Annotated in this window: 19 protein-coding genes; 12 read left to right on the forward strand and 7 right to left on the reverse strand. The window is 63.2% G+C overall.

Annotation, left to right across the window (positions count from 1 at the left end; translation table 11 throughout):
- Nucleotides 1–164 precede the first annotated feature (164 nt).
- The 5 genes from tarD to ABIB00_RS37455 form a co-directional block, all read right to left on the reverse strand.
- Nucleotides 165–1334: a D(-)-tartrate dehydratase gene (gene tarD / locus ABIB00_RS37435; protein ID WP_354107816.1), complete on the reverse strand. Its 1170-nt coding sequence runs from the start codon at nucleotides 1332–1334 to the stop codon at nucleotides 165–167.
- Between the two features lie 125 nt (nucleotides 1335–1459).
- The gene (locus ABIB00_RS37440; RefSeq protein ID WP_247442757.1) at nucleotides 1460–1717 is read right to left on the reverse strand and encodes a DUF3297 family protein; all 258 of its coding nucleotides are present in this window, start codon (nucleotides 1715–1717) and stop codon (nucleotides 1460–1462) included.
- Nucleotides 1714–2190, reverse strand: coding sequence for a glutathione peroxidase (locus tag ABIB00_RS37445; RefSeq protein WP_354107817.1), 477 nt, complete (start codon nucleotides 2188–2190; stop codon nucleotides 1714–1716). Before ABIB00_RS37445 ends, ABIB00_RS37440 begins: the two co-directional genes overlap by 4 nt.
- Nucleotides 2191–2192: 2 nt before the next feature.
- A complete protein-coding gene (locus tag ABIB00_RS37450; RefSeq protein ID WP_354107818.1) occupies nucleotides 2193–3593 on the reverse strand; it encodes an amidase family protein in 1401 nt (466 codons plus the stop codon).
- Nucleotides 3594–3701: 108 nt separating this feature from the next.
- Entirely contained in the window at nucleotides 3702–3959 is a 258-nt protein-coding gene (locus tag ABIB00_RS37455; RefSeq protein WP_247339247.1) for a DUF6894 family protein, read from the reverse strand.
- A 250-nt stretch (nucleotides 3960–4209) separates the two neighbouring features.
- Here ABIB00_RS37455 and pqqA point away from each other — a divergent pair, with 250 nt between their 5' ends.
- The 10 genes from pqqA (at nucleotide 4210) to ABIB00_RS37505 (ending at nucleotide 14348) form a co-directional block, all read left to right on the forward strand.
- Nucleotides 4210–4290, forward strand: a complete 81-nt coding sequence (pqqA, locus tag ABIB00_RS37460) for a pyrroloquinoline quinone precursor peptide PqqA (protein ID WP_007595659.1) — start codon at nucleotides 4210–4212, stop codon at nucleotides 4288–4290.
- Between the two features lie 117 nt (nucleotides 4291–4407).
- Nucleotides 4408–5337 carry a pyrroloquinoline quinone biosynthesis protein PqqB gene (gene pqqB, locus ABIB00_RS37465; RefSeq protein WP_354107819.1) on the forward strand — a complete coding sequence of 310 codons (930 nt, stop codon included), beginning with the start codon at nucleotides 4408–4410 and terminating at the stop codon, nucleotides 5335–5337.
- Nucleotides 5334–6125, forward strand: coding sequence for a pyrroloquinoline-quinone synthase PqqC (gene pqqC, locus ABIB00_RS37470; RefSeq protein WP_354107820.1), 792 nt, complete (start codon nucleotides 5334–5336; stop codon nucleotides 6123–6125). Before pqqB ends, pqqC begins: the two co-directional genes overlap by 4 nt.
- Before the next feature lie 11 nt (nucleotides 6126–6136).
- Entirely contained in the window at nucleotides 6137–6448 is a 312-nt protein-coding gene (pqqD, locus tag ABIB00_RS37475) for a pyrroloquinoline quinone biosynthesis peptide chaperone PqqD (protein WP_247339255.1), read from the forward strand.
- The gene (gene pqqE, locus ABIB00_RS37480; protein ID WP_354107821.1) at nucleotides 6445–7644 is read left to right on the forward strand and encodes a pyrroloquinoline quinone biosynthesis protein PqqE; all 1200 of its coding nucleotides are present in this window, start codon (nucleotides 6445–6447) and stop codon (nucleotides 7642–7644) included. The genes pqqD and pqqE overlap by 4 nt, the downstream gene beginning before the upstream one ends.
- On the forward strand, nucleotides 7634–8620 hold the full coding sequence (pip, locus tag ABIB00_RS37485) for a prolyl aminopeptidase (RefSeq protein ID WP_354107822.1): 987 nt from the start codon (nucleotides 7634–7636) through the stop codon (nucleotides 8618–8620). The genes pqqE and pip overlap by 11 nt, the downstream gene beginning before the upstream one ends.
- 145 nt (nucleotides 8621–8765) lie before the next feature.
- Nucleotides 8766–9443: a hypothetical protein gene (locus tag ABIB00_RS37490; protein WP_354107823.1), complete on the forward strand. Its 678-nt coding sequence runs from the start codon at nucleotides 8766–8768 to the stop codon at nucleotides 9441–9443.
- A 236-nt stretch (nucleotides 9444–9679) separates the two neighbouring features.
- Nucleotides 9680–11479 carry an FAD-dependent oxidoreductase gene (locus tag ABIB00_RS37495; RefSeq protein ID WP_354107824.1) on the forward strand — a complete coding sequence of 600 codons (1800 nt, stop codon included), beginning with the start codon at nucleotides 9680–9682 and terminating at the stop codon, nucleotides 11477–11479.
- Nucleotides 11449–13296 carry a 2-oxoacid:acceptor oxidoreductase subunit alpha gene (locus tag ABIB00_RS37500; protein WP_354107825.1) on the forward strand — a complete coding sequence of 616 codons (1848 nt, stop codon included), beginning with the start codon at nucleotides 11449–11451 and terminating at the stop codon, nucleotides 13294–13296. The genes ABIB00_RS37495 and ABIB00_RS37500 overlap by 31 nt, the downstream gene beginning before the upstream one ends.
- Complete coding sequence (locus ABIB00_RS37505; protein ID WP_354107826.1) at nucleotides 13293–14348, forward strand: 2-oxoacid:ferredoxin oxidoreductase subunit beta; 1056 nt, start codon at nucleotides 13293–13295, stop codon at nucleotides 14346–14348. The genes ABIB00_RS37500 and ABIB00_RS37505 overlap by 4 nt, the downstream gene beginning before the upstream one ends.
- On the opposite strand, the gene ABIB00_RS37510 is transcribed toward ABIB00_RS37505, so the two are convergent.
- A complete protein-coding gene (locus ABIB00_RS37510; protein ID WP_354051977.1) occupies nucleotides 14349–14795 on the reverse strand; it encodes a DUF4399 domain-containing protein in 447 nt (148 codons plus the stop codon).
- 17 nt (nucleotides 14796–14812) lie between these two features.
- On the reverse strand, nucleotides 14813–16336 hold the full coding sequence (locus ABIB00_RS37515; protein WP_354107827.1) for an SUMF1/EgtB/PvdO family nonheme iron enzyme: 1524 nt from the start codon (nucleotides 16334–16336) through the stop codon (nucleotides 14813–14815).
- Nucleotides 16337–16640: 304 nt separating this feature from the next.
- On the opposite strand from ABIB00_RS37515, the gene ABIB00_RS37520 reads away from it, so the two are divergent.
- Entirely contained in the window at nucleotides 16641–17264 is a 624-nt protein-coding gene (locus tag ABIB00_RS37520) for a hypothetical protein (protein ID WP_354107828.1), read from the forward strand.
- A gap of 31 nt (nucleotides 17265–17295) precedes the next feature.
- A complete protein-coding gene (locus ABIB00_RS37525; RefSeq protein ID WP_354107829.1) occupies nucleotides 17296–17745 on the forward strand; it encodes a DsrE family protein in 450 nt (149 codons plus the stop codon).
- Nucleotides 17746–17866: the final 121 nt, after the last annotated feature.

Genomic DNA, 17866 nt, shown 5'->3' on the forward strand with positions numbered 1-17866 from the left:
CAGCCCGCGGTCGGGACGAAGAGGTGGCCGCAGTCGAACAAAAAGGTGACTGCTCTCCTTGACACACACATTCCCCATGTGAGCAATCCAGACTGCCAGCCGCGGAAAGATTCTGGATTGCTTCGCTACGCTCGCAATGACGGAGTGTGCGGCCCCAGCGCGGCCTACTCCGCCAGCCCCTTCATTTCCTTGTAGAGGTCCGACTTGCTTTCGAAGCCGATGCCCGGCAGATCGGGCATGGTGATGTGGCCGTTCTCGACGCGGACGCCGTCGGGGAAGCCGCCATAGGGCTGGAACAGGTCGGGATAGCTCTCGTTGCCGCCGAGGCCCAAGCCGGCTGCGATGTTGAGCGACATCTGGTGGCCGCCGTGGGGGATGCAGCGGCTTGGCGACCAGCCGTGGGTCTTCAGGACTTCCAGCGTGCGCTGGTATTCGCACAGGCCGTAGGACAGCGCGCAGTCGAATTGCAGCCAGTCGCGATCGGGCCGCATGCCGCCGTAGCGGATCAGATTGCGGGCGTCCTGGTGGCTGAACAGGTTTTCGCCCGTTGCCATCGGCCCCGGATAGAATTCGGCGAGCGCAGCCTGCAGTGCGTAGTCGAGGGGATCGCCGACCTCCTCGTACCAGAACAGCGGATAATCGCGCAGCATCTTGGCGTAGGCGATCCCGGTCTCTAGATCGAAGCGGCCGTTGGCGTCCACCGCAAGCTGCGCGTCCTTGCCGATTTCCTTCAATACCGCCTCGATACGCGTGCGATCGTCCTCGATTCCCGCGCCGCCGATCTTCATCTTCACGACGTTGTAGCCACGGTCGAGATAGCCGCGCATCTCGCCGCGCAGCATCGAGAGGTCCTTGCCGGGATAGTAGTAGCCGCCGGCGGCGTAGACGAACACGCGCGGATTGGCTTGGACGCCATGACGCTCGGCCAGCAGGCGGAACAACGGTTGGCCTGCGATCTTCGCCATCGCATCCCACACCGCCATGTCGATGGTGCCGACCGCGACCGAGCGTTCGCCATGGCCACCCGGCTTCTCGTTGGTCATCATCGCGCCCCAGACCTTGTCGGGGTCGAGATTGTTACCGGCCGCATTCAGCAGCGACTTCTGATCGGCCTCGAGGATGCGCGAGGCAAAACGCTCGCGGATCAGGCCGCCCTGCCCGTAGCGGCCGTTGGAGTTGAAGCCATAGCCGACGACGCGTTTGCCGTCGCGGACGACGTCGGTGACGACGGCAACCAGGCTCGTCGTCATCTTGGTGAAATCGATATAGGCGTTGCGGATCGGCGAAGAGATCGGTTTCGTGATCTCGCGAACGTCGACGATGCGGACGGACATGGGGGACCTTTTACTTTCGTCATTGCGAGGAGCGAAGCGACGAAGCAATCCAGACTGTCACTGCGGAAAGATTCTGGACTGTTTCGCTTCGCTCGCAATGACGAGTGGAGAGAGCGCGGCGAGTTCTACTTCTTGTCCCTGAAATACGGCTCGACCGGGCCGTGCACCTTGATGGTGAGCGGGTTGCCGTGGCGGTCCTTGGCGTTCCCGGCGGTGACGCGGACCCAGCCTTCGCTGATGCAGTATTCCTCGACATTGGTCTTCTCGACGCCCTTGAAGCGGATGCCGACGTCGCGCGCCAGGATGTCCGCGTTGTAATGGGGGCTGTTCGGATTGACCGAGAGGCGGTCCGGAAATTCGTCGCTCATGATTGTCTCGCTCATAACAGGGTCTCGATTTGCTGCCGCAATCCTTCGGGCCGCGCGGTCGGCGCATAGCGCGAAACCACCTTGCCGGCGCGATCGACCAGGAATTTTGTGAAATTCCATTTGATGGAGGCGCCCAACAGTCCGGATTGCTGGCGTTTCAGGTACTCATACAAGGGATGCGCATGGGCGCCGTTGACGTCGATCTTCTCGAACAGCGGGAAGGTAACGTCGTAATGGGTCGAGCAGAACGCCTGGATCTCACTCGCCGGCCCCGGCTCCTGCGCGCCGAACTGGTTGCAGGGAAAGCCGAGCACCGAGAAACCGCGCGGCGAGAGCTCGCGATGAATATCCTCCAGCCCGCGATATTGCGGCGTGAAGCCGCATTTGCTCGCAGTGTTGACGATCAGGAGCACCTGCCCTTCGAAACGTTTCAGGGCGACTTCCTCGCCCGCAAGCGAATTGGCCTTGAAGTCGTAGATCGCAGACATCGCTAACCCACGGGGTCGATCGGCGACGGCGGCACGCCGCCCGCCTCGATCGCCTCGCCTGCGAGCAGACAAAGATCCTCGCGATAGCGGCCGGACACGATGTGCACGCCGACCGGCGCCTTGCCGACGAGACCGGTGGAGACCGCGAGGCCCGGCAATCCCATGAAGGGAATCGCGATCTGCGGCAGTTGCGCCTCCCAGACGCGCTTGAAGGAGTCATCGTCCTTGCGGTCGAGATGATCCGGGAACGGCAGCTCGCCCGACACCGGGGTCAGCAGCACGGCATATGTCTCGAAGAACAGCATCCACTCGCGGGTCAGCGCGGCGCGGCGGGTCAACGCCTTGGCGTAATTCGCCTGGTCCATCGGCGTGACTCTGGCGCGGTTGCCGCGGAGGCACGCCAGCGCACCGGGATCGCCCTCACGCTCGGCCATCTCGAGCTGCGCCTCATAGCCGTCGCCGAGCCAGAGTTTTGTCTGCCACTCCACCGCTTCGCGCATCGGCGGGGTGTTCTCGATCATTTCGACGGTCCAGCCGGCGCGTTCCAGCCGCTTGCCGGAATCGATGACGGCCGCCTTCACCTCGGGAGCCGTCGCAAGCCCGTCAGGGTTGAGGCAGAGCGCGGCGCGCTTCGGCCGCGCGGGGCCTTCCAGCGGCGCCGGCACAAACCAGGGGTCGCGGATGTCGCGGGCCGACATTGCCGCGAGCGAAATCCTGAGATCATTGACGGTGCGCGCCAGCGGTCCCGACACCGCCATGATCTGCGGCCCGATCGGACGCTCGGGCAGCGCCGGGTTGAAGGCGGGAATGCGGCCCAGGGTCGGACGCAGGCCGTGCACGCCGCAGGCATAGGCGGGATAGCGGATCGAGCCGGCAATGTCGGTGCCATGGGCGATATGGCCGATGCCGGCCGCGACCGCCGAACCGGCGCCGCCGGACGAGCCGCCCGGCGTCAGCGAGGCGTCGCGCGGGTTCTTGGTATCGCCATGGACCAGATTGGTGGTGAACCAGCGATAGGAGAAGGCCGGGCAATTGGTGCGCCCAAGGAGAATGGCGCCTGCTTTGCGGAAATTGGCGACCACCGGATTGTCCTCGCGCGCGATCAGGTCGCGCTGGAGTTTCAGGCCGTTGGTGGTGGCAAAGCCCTCCTGGTCGACATTGGCCTTGATGGTGACGGGCACGCCGGCCAGCACGCCGGGGTCCTCACCCCTCGCAATGGCCGCATCGACGGCATCAGCCTGCCTGAGCACGTCCTCCGGCCGATGATCGATCACGGCATTGAGGCTGGGGTTGACGGCATCGAGCCGGGCGAGGCCGGCCTTGGCGGCTTCCCTGGCGGAAACCTTTTTGGCTTTGACGAGGGTGACGAGGTCGGCGGCGGACAGGCGCCAGAGATCTTGCATGGCTTGCTCCGTATAACCGGGCCCTTTTAGCCCCGGGAACGCGGCAAAGTCATGCAGATTTCGCAGGGATACCTCCGTCATTGCTGTGACGGGGAGAGAGCTGGGGGCTCAATGCCGCGTAGCGGACTGGTCGGGCATGTCGAGGAGCGCCTCGGTGAAGGGGAATTCGAGCACGATCTCGCCTTCGACGTCAGTGACCTCGATGACCGCTTCCATCAGGGCCGGCTGGGTGCCTTCCGATTTCAGGACCTCAAGGATCATTTGGCGGGCGACCTCCCAGGCGCGATCGGGATTGCGCAGGACCTCCCCTTCGGGATCCACGATCAGTTCGTTGCCGATGCGGGTGTTGAAGAAATATTTGGGCATCACCGAGATCCAATTGGGTCGCCTGTACCGGATTGAAAGCTGCACTGCACTCACAACTGCTTTATCAGGACAGCGTTCGCGGCCGAATGCCTCTTGGCGCAAGACTGCCTTATCAAAAGCGGTGTTCCAACCCCGATATTTCGCGCCGCAACATGGCTTTATCGGGAAGATTTCACTAGCGAACTTTTGCGCCCGCACTAACTTAAGGGGTGGGCGGATACGTCCGAATTCGCGAAAATGGAGAGCCGAAATGGCCTGGAAAGCCCCGAAGATCGTCGAAGTGCCCTGTGGCATGGAAATCAACATGTATGTGAGCGCCACCCGCAAGTAAGCGGCTGGCGATCTGCGTTCAGCGCAGGTGGGTCTCTCGGTCACGGCAGGTTTCCGAACGACGGAAACTGTGTTGGCCTGAGATCCACCTCGCAGCGTTCCTTCCAGGAGACGGATCATGCTTCGCGTCGTCGTCCTGGGCGCCGCAGCCGGCGGCGGAGTGCCGCAGTGGAATTGCGGCTGCGAGGGCTGCCGGGCGGCCCGTGAAAACGGCCAGGAGCTCCAGAGAACCCAGGCCTCGGTCGCCTTCAGCGGCGACGGCGAGCACTGGTTCCTGATCAACGCCTCCCCCGACCTCCGCCAGCAATTGAATGCCACGCCACAGCTGCATCCGAAGACAGGCGCGCTGCGCCACACCCCGATCGCAGGCGTGATCCTGACCAACAGCGAAGTGGACGCGGTGGCAGGCCTGCTGTCGATGCGCGAGGGCTCGCCCTTCACGGTCTATGCGCATGAGAAGGTGCTGGCGATCCTGAAGGCCAACAGCATCTTCAACGTGCTGAACGAAAAGAACGTGCGGCGTCAGCCGATCGACATCGATGAGCCGTTCGAGCCGCGGCTGCCGGACGGGGCGCGCTCAGGACTCGAGGTGCTGCCCTTCGCGGTCTCGGGCAAATCGGCCTGGTATCTGGAAGGCAAGGCGCATCCGGGCGGCGAGAGCGGCGACGGCGATACGCTGGGATTGAAGATCACCGACAAATCGACCGGCAAGTACTTCTACTTCATCGCCGCCTGCGCCGAGGTCACCGACGCGCTCAAGGCCGAGATCGACGGCGCCGCTTTGGTGTTCTTCGACGGCACGGTGTGGCAGGACGACGAGATGATCAGGGCCGGGCTTAGCCATAAGACCGGCAAGAGCATGGGCCATGTCGCGATGTCCGGCGACGATGGCGCCATTGCGCGGCTCGCCGATCTCACACTCGACAGGAAGATATTTCTGCATATCAATAACTCGAATCCGGCGCTGCTGCCCGCATCACCCGAGCGCAAGGCCGCTGAAGCGGCGGGCTGGCAGATACCCGCTGACGGAACGGAGATCGTGCTGTGAATGCCGCGTCACTGACTGGAATGACCTCGCTCTCGATCGGCAAGGACATCAAGCTCAACTCCGCCGAGGAGCTGGAGGCGACGTTGCGCCATATCGGGGCGACGCGCTATCACAGCCTGCATCCGTTCCATAAGCTGCTGCACGGCGGCAAGCTGAACAAGGGCCAGGTGCAGGCCTGGGCGCTCAACCGGTACTATTACCAGAGCACGATCCCGATCAAGGACGCGGTGGTGATCTCGCGCTTCCGCGACCGCGCCACCCGGCTGGAATGGCGCCATCGCATCGAGGACCATGACGGCGATATCGGCTCTGAGGGCGGCATCGAGCGCTGGCTCAAGCTGACCGACGGTCTCGGGCTCGACACGGCCTATGTGGAATCGACCGAAGGCATCCTGCCGGCGACGCGCTTTGCGGTCGAAGCCTATGTCCACTACTGCCGCGAAAAGAGCCCGCTGGAGGCGATCGCCTCCTCGCTCACCGAATTGTTTGCGCCGAACCTGCACGAGGAGCGCATCTCCGGCATGCTGGAGCACTACGACTTCGTCAATCCTGACACCATGAGCTACTTCAAGCGGCGGCTGGCGCAGGCACCGCGCGACGCCGGCTTCGCGCTCGACTATGTCAAGGCGCATGCGAGGACGCCGGAACAGCGAGCCTTGGTCTGCAACGCGCTGATCTTCAAGACCAACGTGCTATGGGTGCAGCTCGACGCGCTCCAACACGCCTATGTCGAGGGCCACATTCCGCCGGGCGCGTTCGTGCCCCAAGACCACGAAAAGGCGAGCTGAGGGAACAACCGATGGCCGGGCCGCGTAACATCAGCGTCAGCGAGACGAGCCGGCCGGTTCTGCCGCGGCACGCCAAGCTGAAGTATGACGAAACGCGAAAAGTCTGGGTGATCCTGGCGCCGGAACGGGTGCTGGCGCCCGACGAGATCGCGGTCGAGGTCTTGCAGCTCTGCGACGGCGAGCGCAATGTCGGCGACATCTCCGACCAGCTGGCCGCGAAATACGCCGCGCCGCGAGATGCGATCCTCACCGACGTGATCGCCATGCTGCAGGATCTCGCCGACAAGGGCTTTCTCACGGAGGCCCGGGAGAAGACGTCATGAGCGATGTGCTCGGCAATCCCACCGTCCCGCCTGACGCCAGCGACAGCCTCGCGGTGCTCGAAAAGCAGCGCTCTACGGCGGAAACATTCGGCATTCCGCTCGCGGTGCTGCTCGAGATCACGCATCGCTGTCCGCTGCAATGCCCCTACTGCTCCAACCCGGTCGAACTCGACCGCTCGGGCAAGGAGCTGACCACCGAGGAATGGAAGAAAGTCCTGAGCGAGCTCGCCGAGATCGGCGTGCTCCAGGTGCATTTCTCGGGCGGCGAGCCGACCGCGCGCAAAGACCTCGTCGAGCTGGTCAAGCATGCCAGCGACGTCGGCCTCTACACCAACCTCATCACCTCCGCCGTGCTGCTGACGCGCGAGCGGCTGAGCGAGCTGGCCGATGCCGGGCTGTGCCATGTGCAGATCAGCTTCCAGGGCGTTGAAGAAGCCCTCGCCGATCGCGTCGGCGGCTACAGAGGCGGGCACCACAAGAAGCTCGAAGTGGCAAAATGGACGCGCGAGCTGGACCTGCCGCTCACCGTAAATGCGGTGATGCACCGGCAGAACCTGCATCAGCTTCCTGATATCATCCAGATGTCGATCGATCTCGACGCCGACCGGCTCGAGGTCGCCAACGTGCAATATTACGGCTGGGCGTTGAAGAACCGCGCCGCGCTGATGCCGACGGTGGCGCAGCTCGACGAGTGCACCCGCACCGTCGAGGAGGCGCGCGAGCGGCTCAAGGGCCGGCTGACGATCGACTATGTCGTGCCCGATTATTACGCGCTGCGGCCGAAGAAGTGCATGGGCGGCTGGGGCCGGCAGTTCTTCAACATCTCCCCGGCCGGCAAGGTGCTGCCCTGCCACGCCGCCGAGAGCATCACCGGGCTCGACTTCGAATCGGTGCGCTCCAACCATTCGATCGCCTGGATCTGGCAGAACTCGGACGCCTTCAACCGCTATCGCGGCACCGGCTGGATGAAGGAGCCGTGCAAGTCGTGCGAATTCCGGGAGATCGATTTCGGCGGCTGCCGCTGCCAGGCTTTTGCGCTGACCGGCGACGCCGCCAACACCGATCCGGCCTGCGCGCTGTCGCCGCTGCACGAGACCATCTTCAAGCAGGCCGAGCGCGAAGCCGAGGGCGAAACCAACCGCTTCCTCTATCGCAATTTCGCCGGCGGCACTCTGGAATCCGAGAATGGTGCCTGACGCCGACGCGGCCGCATCCGCCAAACGTACCGATCCCTTTGCGCCGCTGACCTCCGAAATGCTCGACGTCGGCGACGGCCACGAGCTCTATATCGAGAGCACCGGCCGCACTGACGGAATCCCTGCGGTCTATCTGCATGGCGGCCCCGGCAGCGGCTGCCAGCCCGACCATCGCCGGCTGTTCGATCCCGACCGTTTTCATGCCGTGCTGTTCGACCAGCGCGGCTGCGGCCGCAGCCGGCCGAAGGGATCGCGCGAGCACAACACCACGGCGCACCTGATCGCGGACATGGAAAAAATCCGCGAAAAATTCGGCTGCGAACGCTGGATGGTGGTCGGCGGCTCCTGGGGCGCAACGCTGGCGCTGGCGTATGCGCAGGCGCATCCCGAGCGCGTCTCCGGCATCGCGCTACGCGCGACGTTTTTGGGTACGCGAGCCGAAGTGGAGACGGCCTTCAACTCGCGCCTGTCCCAGTTCTATCCCGCGCTCTACGAGGATTTCTTGAGCGTGCTGCCGGTCGGGGAGCGCGAGCGGCCGGTGGACGCCTATTGGCGCCGCATCCTCGATGCCGATCCCGCTGTGCACGGCCCAGCATCGCGCGCGTGGCATGATACCGAGCGCGCGTTGTCCGAGCACAAGGCGGCAAAGACGCGGATCGACCTGGCCTCGCTGAATGTGTGGCGCACATTGCCTGCGACGCCATTCATGGAGGCGCATTATTTCGTCCAGGACAGCTTCATGTCCGAGAACCAGTTGCTGCGGAACGCCGGTCAGCTCGATGGCATTCCGGGCATCATCGTCCAGGGACGCTACGATCTGCTGTGCCCTCCTGAGACATCTCAGGCGCTCGCGAAAGTGTGGCCGGGTTCCGAGATTCGCATCGTGGAAGAAGCCGGACATTCACTCTATGATGCCGGCGTGCGAGACGCGGTCATGAAGTCGATCGCGGATCTCGCCTCGAAGGCCGCGCGATAGATCTATCTCCTCATCCTGAGGAGCGCTTCGAAGGAGCGCGTCTCGAAGGATGCAGGCCGAGATGCGAAAGCCGGGCCTTCATGGTTCGAGACGCCACTTCGTGGCTCCTCACCATGAGGGTGTGGATGGGAAGGACAACAACAAAATGCCGCTCGCCGGAACAGGCATGCTGCTGACGTCGATGAACATCGACGCGGCACACGAAGCCGATTTCAACCGCTGGTACGATCGCGAGCATCTGGAAGAGCGCGTCGCGATCGAGGGATTCCTCGAGGCGCGGCGCTATGTCGCTCACGCCGCCAATCCCAAATATCTCTCCCTGTATTCGACCGAAACGCTCGACGTGCTCGACAGTCCCGCCTACCGGGCGCGGCTCGCCAATCAGACCGAATGGTCGCGGCGGAACATGGCGCATTTCAAGGACATGCTCCGCGTTGTCGCGCGTATCACCATCAGCGATGGTACCGGGCGCGGAGCTGCGCTCGGCGTGGTGCGACTGCGGCCGACGCCTGAGAATGCCGGGGCATGGCGTGACGCGCTGCAAGAAAAGCTGGCGCCGCAACAGCGCGAGGGCATCATCTCCATGCATCTGCTCGAGAGCGAACCCGAATTGTCAGGCGCGACCGCGGACATTCCGGCGGTGCGCAACGAAGGAGCGCGCGACTGGTTCGTGCTGGTCGACGGCACGCATGTCAGCGCGGTCTCGGCCTTGATCGCCGAGCGCTTCACCGGCCCGGCCGCGGCGCCATTCCCGCTTCCTGTGTCGGTCGGCACCTACAGCCTCATGTGGGACCTCGCGAAGAGCGACATCGCTCACAATTAAAGCAATCGGACGCATCGCAACATGCTGCACCGCCGCATACCCGCGCGGCCGTTAATGCTGTGCGCGCGGAGCTCCCATGAAAGAGGGGAAGCGCGAAAATTTGCCGTTGTACTTCGGAAGGGTTCTAATAAGCTAACCCAATGACGTCATTCAGAAACCAGATCGAAGCGAGTTAGCGTTCGCCAAGCTCAAGAAAAGGCCGCGGGGGTCTTTGGGCCTGCGCGGACAGGGTAGGAATGAAACCGACCGATATCGCGGCCCCCGACTACTTTCACAAAGTGGTCGATTGCCAATGGGCCTGTCCTGCACATACCCCCGTCCCCGAATACATCCGACTGATCGCCCAAGGCCGCTACAGCGACGCCTACATGATCAATTGGAAATCGAACGTGTTTCCCGGAATTCTGGGACGCACTTGCGACCGTCCATGCGAGCCGGCGTGCCGCCGCGGACGCGTCGAGGAAACGCCGGTCGCGATCTGCCGCCTCAAGCGCGTCGCCGCCGACTTCAAGGACGATATCACGCAGCGCCTGCCGCGGCCTTCGGCGAAAAACGGCAAGCGTGTTGCATTCGTCGGCGGCGGCCCAGCCTCGCTGACGGTCGCGCGCGATCTCGCGCCGCTCGGCTATCACTGCACCGTGTTCGACGGTGACCCCCAGGCCGGCGGGATGATGCGCTCGCAGATCCCGAAGTTCCGGCTGCCCAATTCGGTGATCGACGAGGAGACCGGCTACATCCTCAATCTCGGCGTCGACTTCAAAGGCGGCCATCGCATCGAGAGCATGAAGGCGCTGCTCGCGGAGAAATATGACGCGATCTTCGTCGGCTCCGGCGCACCGCGCGGACGCGAACTCGACATCCCCGGACGCAAGGAAGCAGACGCCAACGTCCATATCGGCATCGACTGGCTGTCCTCGGTCTCGTTCGGTCATACCGACAAGATCGGCAAGCGCGTCATCGTGCTCGGCGGCGGCAACACCGCGATGGATTGCTGCCGGACCGCGCGCCGCCTCGGCGGCGAAGAGGTGAAGGTCGTCGTGCGCTCCGGCTTCGAGGAGATGAAGGCCTCGCCTTGGGAGAAGGAAGACGCGCTCCACGAGGACATCCCTATCCTCAACTTTCTCGTCCCCGTCGCCTTCGTCCACGACAACGGCAAGCTCACCGGCATCACCTTCCAGAAAGTGAAGGCCGAATACGACGCCAAGGGCCGCCGTAACCTCGTGCCCTCCAGCGAGCCGGACCAGACCATCGAATGCGACGACGTGCTGATCGCGGTCGGTCAGGAGAATGCCTTCCCCTGGATCGAGCAGGATTGCGGCATCGAGTTCGATAAATGGCACATGCCCAAGGTCGATCCGAAGACGTTCGTATCGACCAATCCAAAAGTGTTCTTCGGCGGCGACGCCTCGTTCGGACCGAAGAACATCATCTGGGCCGTGGCGCAGGGCCATGATGCCGCGCTGTCGATCCACAGGATGCTCTCGGGCGAGGACATCACCGAACGGCCATTGCCGGAGGTGCATGTCTCATCGCAAAAGATGGGCATCCACGAATGGAGCTATGACAACGACATTTCCAACGACAAGCGTTTCAAGGTGCCGCATCGCGACAAGGTGATCGCGCTGAAGGACATTCGCACCGAGGTCGAGCTCGGCTACGACGTCAAGCTGGCGCTTGGCGAAGCCGAGCGCTGCCTGAACTGCGACGTGGAGACGGTGTTCTCGACCTCGCTCTGCATCGAATGCGACGCCTGCGTCGATATCTGCCCGATGGATTGCATCACCTTCACAGAGAATGGCGAAGAGGCCGATCTGCGCCAGCGCCTGAAAGCGCCCTCGCCCCGTCCGGACCAGGACCTCTACGTCTCCAGCGACCTGAAGACCGGGCGCGTGATGGTCAAGGACGAGGATGTCTGCCTGCATTGCGGGCTGTGCGCCGAGCGTTGTCCCACCGGCGCCTGGGACATGCAAAAATATTTCATCGAGATGACTTACGCAGGTTCAGCATGTCCGACAAAAAGCCGATCAGCAGCGTAAACGACTTCGTCGTCCGCTTCGCCAACGTCAATGGATCGGGCTCGGCCAGCGCGAACGAGATGTTCGCGCGCGCGATCCTGCGTCACGGCGTTCCGGTGAGCCCCCGCAACATCTTCCCCTCCAACATCCAGGGGCTGCCGACCTGGTACGAGGTGCGGGTGACCGAACACGGCCATCTCGGCGCCCGCGGCGGCGTCGACATGATGGTGGCGATGAACCCGCAGACCTGGGACAAGGACGTCGCCGGCATCGAACCGGGCGGCTATCTGTTCTACGATTCCACCAAGCCGATGCCGTCGACGAAATTCCGCGACGACATCACCGTGATCGGCGTCCCCCTGACCGCGATCACCAACTCGACTTACACCGATCCGCGCCAGCGCCAGCTGTTCAAGAACATCATTTATCTCGGCGCGCTCTCGGCGCTGCTCGACATGGACCCGAAACTGATCGAGCAGCTGATCGGCGAGCAGTACAAGGGCAAGGAGAAGCTGCTCTCCTCCAATGTCCACGCGCTGCATCTCGGCCGCGACTGGGCGCTGCAGAACCTGAAATGCCCGACCGGGCTGCGGGTGAAGAAGTCCGATAAGGTCGGCGACCGCATCTTCATCGAGGGCAACAGCGCCGCCGCGCTCGGCGCCGTCTATGGCGGCGCCACCGTGTGCGCATGGTATCCGATCACGCCGTCCTCGTCCGTGGCGGAGGCTTTTACCGCTCACTGCAAGAAGTACCGGCACGATCCTGATACGGGCAAGGCGAAATACGCGATCGTGCAGGGCGAGGACGAGCTGGCTTCAATCGGTATCGTGATCGGCGCCTCCTGGAACGGCGCGCGCGCATTCACCGCGACCTCCGGCCCCGGCATCTCGCTGATGACGGAGTTCATCGGCCTTTCATACTTCGCCGAAATCCCGGCCGTGATCATGAACATCCAGCGCGCCGGTCCCTCGACCGGCATGCCGACCCGCACCCAGCAATGCGACGTCATCGCCTGCGCCTATGCTTCGCATGGCGACACCAAGCATGTGCTGCTGTTCCCGGAAGATCCGGCTGAAGCGTTCGAATTTGCAGCCGCCGCTTTCGATCTCGCCGAGCGGCTCCAGACCACCATCTTCCTGATGCTCGACCTCGATATCGGCATGAACCACCGGCTCTGCCGTCCCCTGAAGTGGGACGACGCCAAGCAATATGACCGCGGCAAGGTCATGACCGCGGAGATGCTGGACGAAGGCCGTGACTTCGGCCGCTATCTCGACGTCGACGGCGACGGCATTCCCTACCGCACCTATCCCGGCACGCATCCGACCAAGGGCTCCTATTTTACCCGCGGCACTTCGCGTGATCGCTATGCGCGGTACTCCGAGGAAGGCTCGGTCTACGCCGACAACATGCAGCGTCTCATGCGCAAGTTCGAGACCGCGCAGGATCTGGTGCCGCGGCCGCTGCAGGCCAATGCGGAACGGCCGACCAAATACGGCGTGATCTATTTCGGCTCGACCACGCCGGCGATGGACGAGGCGATCGGATTGCTGGAAACGCGCGGGCATCAGCTCGACCGCCTGCGCATCCGCGCCTTCCCGTTCCACTCGAGCGTGGCGAGCTTCCTCGCCGAACACGATTTCGTCTACGTGGTCGAGCAGAACCGCGACAGCCAGCTGCGCCAGCTCATCGTCAACGAGAACGGCATCGACCCGGTGCGGCTCGTGCCGATCGTGCATTACGACGGTTCGCCGATCACCGCCCGCTTCATCGCAAAAGCCATTGGCGACCACCAGGATCACCTCAAGGTGACCCCGCTCCGCAAGGCCGTGTCATGACCTACATTGCGAAGCCGAAATTCCATCATCCGGGCCTCAAGAAGAACGAGCTCGGCTACACCCATCGCGACTACGAGGGCAAGATCTCGACCCTGTGCGCCGGCTGCGGCCATGACTCGATCACGGCGTCGATCATCGAGGCCTGCTACGAGCTTTCGATCGAGCCGCACCGGGTGGCAAAAATCTCGGGTATCGGCTGCTCCTCGAAGACGCCGGACTACTTCCTCGGCAATTCACACGGCTTCAACACCGTGCATGGCCGCATGCCGTCGGTCCTGACCGGCGCCAACCTCGCCAACCGCGATTTGATCTATCTCGGCGTCTCCGGCGACGGCGACTCTGCATCGATCGGCTTCGGCCAGTTCGCGCATTCGATCCGGCGTGGCGTCAACATGACCTATATCGTCGAGAACAACGGCGTCTATGGCCTGACCAAGGGCCAATTCTCCGCGACCGCCGACCGCGGCTCGAAATCCAAGAAGGGCGCCACCAACACCGACAACGCGATCGACCTCGTCGCGATCGCGCTGCAGCTGGGCGCCACCTTCGTCGCGCGCTCGTTCTCCGGCGACAAGACCCAGCTCGTGCCGCTGATCGCGGCGGCGATCGGCCACAAGGGCGCATCGTTCATCGACGTCATCAGCCCCTGCATCGCCTTCAACAACCACGCCGGCTCGACCAAGAGCTTCGACTATGTCCGCGAGCACAATGACGCGGTGAACCGGCTCGACGTGCTGGTCGGCCGCGATCCCATCGCGGTGGATTACGCACCAGGCACGGTGCAGATGGTCGAGCAGCATGACGGCAGCAAGATCGCACTGCGCAAGATCGACGCCGACTACGATCCGCATGACCGGCTCGGTGCCCAGACCTTCCTCCAGAAGCACGCCGCCAAGGGCCAGATCGTCACCGGCCTGCTCTACGTCGATCCCGACGCGGAAGATCTGCACGAGCATCTCAACACGGTGGAGACGCCGCTCAACACGCTGGAAGCGGACACGCTGTGCCCAGGCTCGGCGACGCTGGACAAGTTCAACGCCAGCCTGCGGTGATCATTTGCCGCGCTGAGGCAACGGCCTGACGCGCACCGTGATCTTGTCCGACACGACGGGCGGCTCGAATGGGTAGTGCTTGGCATCGCCGAGCACGAGTTGAAGTGTGTGCGTTCCGGGCGGGAGGTCGAGAAGGGTTTCGGTCTGCCCTGCCCCGAAATGCAGATGCGACTTGTCCTGCAAGATCGGCTCCTTGGGATCGACGGGGTCGTTGACGTCGATCAGCAAATGATGATGGCCGGCGTTCTGGTAGTCGTCGCCGGCATGCGTCACGCCCATGTTCCGCAAGCCGAACCGAACCAGAAATCCGCCGCGCACCTTCTGTCCGTCATGCGGGGTGATGAAATAGAGTTTTGCGTCCTTGGGGGCGGTCTTGCCTTGCGAACAAGCGACACCCGGAAGCAATGCAAGCGCCGTCGATAGCGCGATGCAGCGAAGGATTTGCATCAAACCTACTCCAGCACTTAAGGACTGAGCGCGACGCGGAATCCGTGCGTCGGATAACGGACATTGGTATCGTAGCCATCGCGGTTGGACGGCCGCACATATCTCGAATCGTTCTTCCAGGAGCCTGAGCGCAGGACATGAGCGCTGCAGTCCCCGCTGCTCCATGCCGAGCCGTCACCGGGCGCGCCCTGATAGGTTTTGTGCCAGCAGTCCTCGACCCATTGATCGACGCCGCCGCCCATGTCATGCAGTCCGAACGGATTCGGCTTGAAGCTACCGACCTTCGCGGGCTGCTCGGCCGCGAGGTCACCACAATCCTTGCAACCGGCCATGCCTTGCTGAAGCTTGTCGCCCCACCAATATTTTGTCTGCGTTCCGCCGCGCGCGGCATATTCCCATTCGGCTTCGGTCGGAAGCCGGTAGGGCTTCTTCGTCGACCGCACGAGATAGGCCGCATATTGTTGTGCGTCTGACCAGCTCACATTGGTGACCGGCGCATCATCCTTGCCGATGGCCGTGAAGCCGCATACCTTCGCGGCCGCGCATTCGTTCCATTCCTGCACGGTCACCGGATATTTTCCGATCGAGAAGGGTTTGATCGTGACCTGATGGACAGGTCGTTCGGTCGGATCTTCATTGCTTCCCATCGCGAAGCTGCCGCCGCGAATGGCGATCAATTCGGGTTCTCGGACAGCCGTTGCCGATTGGTCGGGCGCCGGGGCGGACGGCGAAGGTGATGAGGCCAACGAGGGCGACGGTTGCGGTGTCGGGGTCGCCGCTTCGCGCGGCGGAGGCTGCGGGATCGGGGACACGCTGGGAGAGACGGCCGGCGTGGCCGCCTGCTCGTTCGTCCTGATCGGCTGCGTCAGCAGGTACCAGAGCACGCCGGCGGCAATGACCAGCAGCGTGATGCTCAAGAGAAAGATGAGGGTATTCTCGCGCCGGCCTCGCGTCGTGCCGACCGCATTTGCGTCCGGCAGCACGCGATAGATGCGCACGGGATCCGTGATGTTCTTGACCTTACGGTCCCCGAGCGACTCATAGCCGCACACCACCTTGTGCTTGATCTGCTCGTAGATCGCGCCCGAGATGTAGACCTGACCAGGCTCCGCAATGCCTTCGATGCGTGTCGCGATGTTGACGCCATCGCCGTAGACATCGTCCGGCTCCACAATGACATCACCCAGATTGACGCCAATCCGGTATTCGATCCGGGTATCTTTCGCGAGCGATGCGTTGCGGCCGATGAGGTTCTGCTGAATGACGATGCTGCATCGGACAGCCTCGACGGGACTGTCGAAAATCGCGATGAAGCCGTCGCCCGTCGTCTTCACCAGTGATCCGTGGTGCTCGACGATGCTGGGCTGGATGAGATCCCGTTCGATCCGTTTGACGCGGACGTGCGTGCCTTCCTCGTCGGCCTGCATCAGGCGACTGTAGGAAGCGATATCACCGACAATGATCGCGGCGAGACGACGAGGCATGGGGCCGTGTGAAGGCGGCTCGTCATTCCCGGATCTGAAGTTGCGAATTTCGCCCATCGCGGGGGGACTCCACCAACTACAAAGGCAGTCCCAGCTTACGACTTCCAAACGCGTCTGTCTGTGAAGGCTATCACATCGATGAAGCGGGGCAACGTCGAAGGAATCGCAGGCATCGAGTTCCGAAAGGCGACAGCGCCACCTCGATTGAACCTTCACGATCCCCGCGACGACTAACGCCCTGCATGGAACTATCAGCTCGCTCCGTCCCAGCGATGATCATGTCAGGGACGCGCGACGTTGAACGCGTCGCACCCGGGCCGCGTCTACAGCTGACAGCTCAGCTGCGGCGTTCGAGGCCATCATGAAGTTCTCCCTTTTTGTTGCTGCCGTCATTTTTGCCACGTTCATCGGCGCCGCCCGGGCCGAGGAGGCCGAAGACATCCGCGAGGCGGGCAAGACCGAGGCCGAGACCTTCAACGCGCGGATGTACGCAGGCACGCCCGGCAACAAGGCTTATGCCTGCTTCGTCCGCCGCTACGATGCCGAACACCTGGCGCGGCATCCCAAGCAGAAAGTCGCCTTGATGAAGCTGCTGGTCTCCGCGGAATTCGACAGCGAGGACAAGCAGCTGCACAATTCCTTCCGGCTCGGCTTCAAATATCGCCATCGTAGCGGCGATTTCAATTCCGGCGGCTCCTGTAGCCATGTTGCGTTTGTGAAGGACGGGAACGATGTCCGCCTCGGCTGCGGCGTCGACTGCGAGGGCGGCAGCATCGGGGTTGCGCTGTCGAAGGACGATAAATCGGCCGTCGTGCGGCTGGTGCGGGTCAGGGTCTGGCAGAACAACAAGCCGGATGACGACGCCGAGCAATCGCTGGTCGCCGGCGCCGACGACGGGATCTTCCGCCTTGACCGCACTGACGCCCGAGAGTGCGCCTCGCTCGTGACCGATCGCAAGGAAGTCGCCGCGCTCCGCCACAAATGATATGTCTCGGGCGCAATCGAAGGAGATCGTCATGAACCGCCGGAACATCCTGTGGAGCGCCGTCTCGGCGGTGGGCGCGGCGCTTGGCGCCTCGCGTGCACAAGCCGCCACCGAAGCGAGCACGGGCAACAAGCTGAAGGTGGTCTATCACCTCAGCGACGCGGAGAAGGTCAATTTCGTGCTCGGCAACATCCAGAACCACATCGACGGCGTCGGCGGTCCTGATCATGTCACGATCGCGCTGGTGATCCATGGACCGGCGCTGAAGGCGTTTCACGGGACGCAGGCCAACCCTGACATCAGCAAGCGCGTCAGCGATTTCTCCAAGGACGGCGTCGAGCTCGCCGCCTGCGGCAACACGATGAAGGCGCAGAACGTCACGCTTACGGATCTCTTGCCGGGCTTCGTCAGCGCGGAAAAAGGCGGCGTGGTCCGCCTGGCCGAGCTTCAGTCGCAGGGTTATCTCTATCTGCGGCCGTAGGGTTGCGCGCTCGCGCAGCCTTCCTCCGTCATTGCGAGGAGCCCTTGCGACGAAGATTCCATGGGGAGTGGATAGCGACCAGGTCTGAGGCCAGACTGAGGTTGCTGAATCACTCAACCTG

Origin of the sequence: Bradyrhizobium sp. LB14.3 (assembly GCF_040547985.1) — a bacterium.
Classification (GTDB): domain Bacteria; phylum Pseudomonadota; class Alphaproteobacteria; order Rhizobiales; family Xanthobacteraceae; genus Bradyrhizobium.

Excerpts from the sequence above, each read along its gene's own strand:
- tarD (WP_354107816.1), bottom strand. The coding sequence starts at position 1,334 with ATGTCCGTCCGCATCGTCGACGTTCGCGAGATCACGAAACCGATCTCT.
- ABIB00_RS37440 (WP_247442757.1), bottom strand. The coding sequence starts at position 1,717 with ATGAGCGAGACAATCATGAGCGACGAATTTCCGGACCGCCTCTCGGTC.
- ABIB00_RS37445 (WP_354107817.1), bottom strand. The coding sequence starts at position 2,190 with ATGTCTGCGATCTACGACTTCAAGGCCAATTCGCTTGCGGGCGAGGAA.
- ABIB00_RS37450 (WP_354107818.1), bottom strand. The coding sequence starts at position 3,593 with ATGCAAGATCTCTGGCGCCTGTCCGCCGCCGACCTCGTCACCCTCGTC.
- ABIB00_RS37455 (WP_247339247.1), bottom strand. The coding sequence starts at position 3,959 with ATGCCCAAATATTTCTTCAACACCCGCATCGGCAACGAACTGATCGTG.
- pqqA (WP_007595659.1), top strand. The coding sequence starts at position 4,210 with ATGGCCTGGAAAGCCCCGAAGATCGTCGAAGTGCCCTGTGGCATGGAA.
- pqqB (WP_354107819.1), top strand. The coding sequence starts at position 4,408 with ATGCTTCGCGTCGTCGTCCTGGGCGCCGCAGCCGGCGGCGGAGTGCCG.
- pqqD (WP_247339255.1), top strand. The coding sequence starts at position 6,137 with ATGGCCGGGCCGCGTAACATCAGCGTCAGCGAGACGAGCCGGCCGGTT.
- pqqE (WP_354107821.1), top strand. The coding sequence starts at position 6,445 with ATGAGCGATGTGCTCGGCAATCCCACCGTCCCGCCTGACGCCAGCGAC.
- pip (WP_354107822.1), top strand. The coding sequence starts at position 7,634 with ATGGTGCCTGACGCCGACGCGGCCGCATCCGCCAAACGTACCGATCCC.
- ABIB00_RS37490 (WP_354107823.1), top strand. The coding sequence starts at position 8,766 with ATGCCGCTCGCCGGAACAGGCATGCTGCTGACGTCGATGAACATCGAC.
- ABIB00_RS37495 (WP_354107824.1), top strand. The coding sequence starts at position 9,680 with ATGAAACCGACCGATATCGCGGCCCCCGACTACTTTCACAAAGTGGTC.
- ABIB00_RS37500 (WP_354107825.1), top strand. The coding sequence starts at position 11,449 with ATGTCCGACAAAAAGCCGATCAGCAGCGTAAACGACTTCGTCGTCCGC.
- ABIB00_RS37505 (WP_354107826.1), top strand. The coding sequence starts at position 13,293 with ATGACCTACATTGCGAAGCCGAAATTCCATCATCCGGGCCTCAAGAAG.
- ABIB00_RS37510 (WP_354051977.1), bottom strand. The coding sequence starts at position 14,795 with ATGCAAATCCTTCGCTGCATCGCGCTATCGACGGCGCTTGCATTGCTT.
- ABIB00_RS37515 (WP_354107827.1), bottom strand. The coding sequence starts at position 16,336 with ATGGGCGAAATTCGCAACTTCAGATCCGGGAATGACGAGCCGCCTTCA.
- ABIB00_RS37520 (WP_354107828.1), top strand. The coding sequence starts at position 16,641 with ATGAAGTTCTCCCTTTTTGTTGCTGCCGTCATTTTTGCCACGTTCATC.
- ABIB00_RS37525 (WP_354107829.1), top strand. The coding sequence starts at position 17,296 with ATGAACCGCCGGAACATCCTGTGGAGCGCCGTCTCGGCGGTGGGCGCG.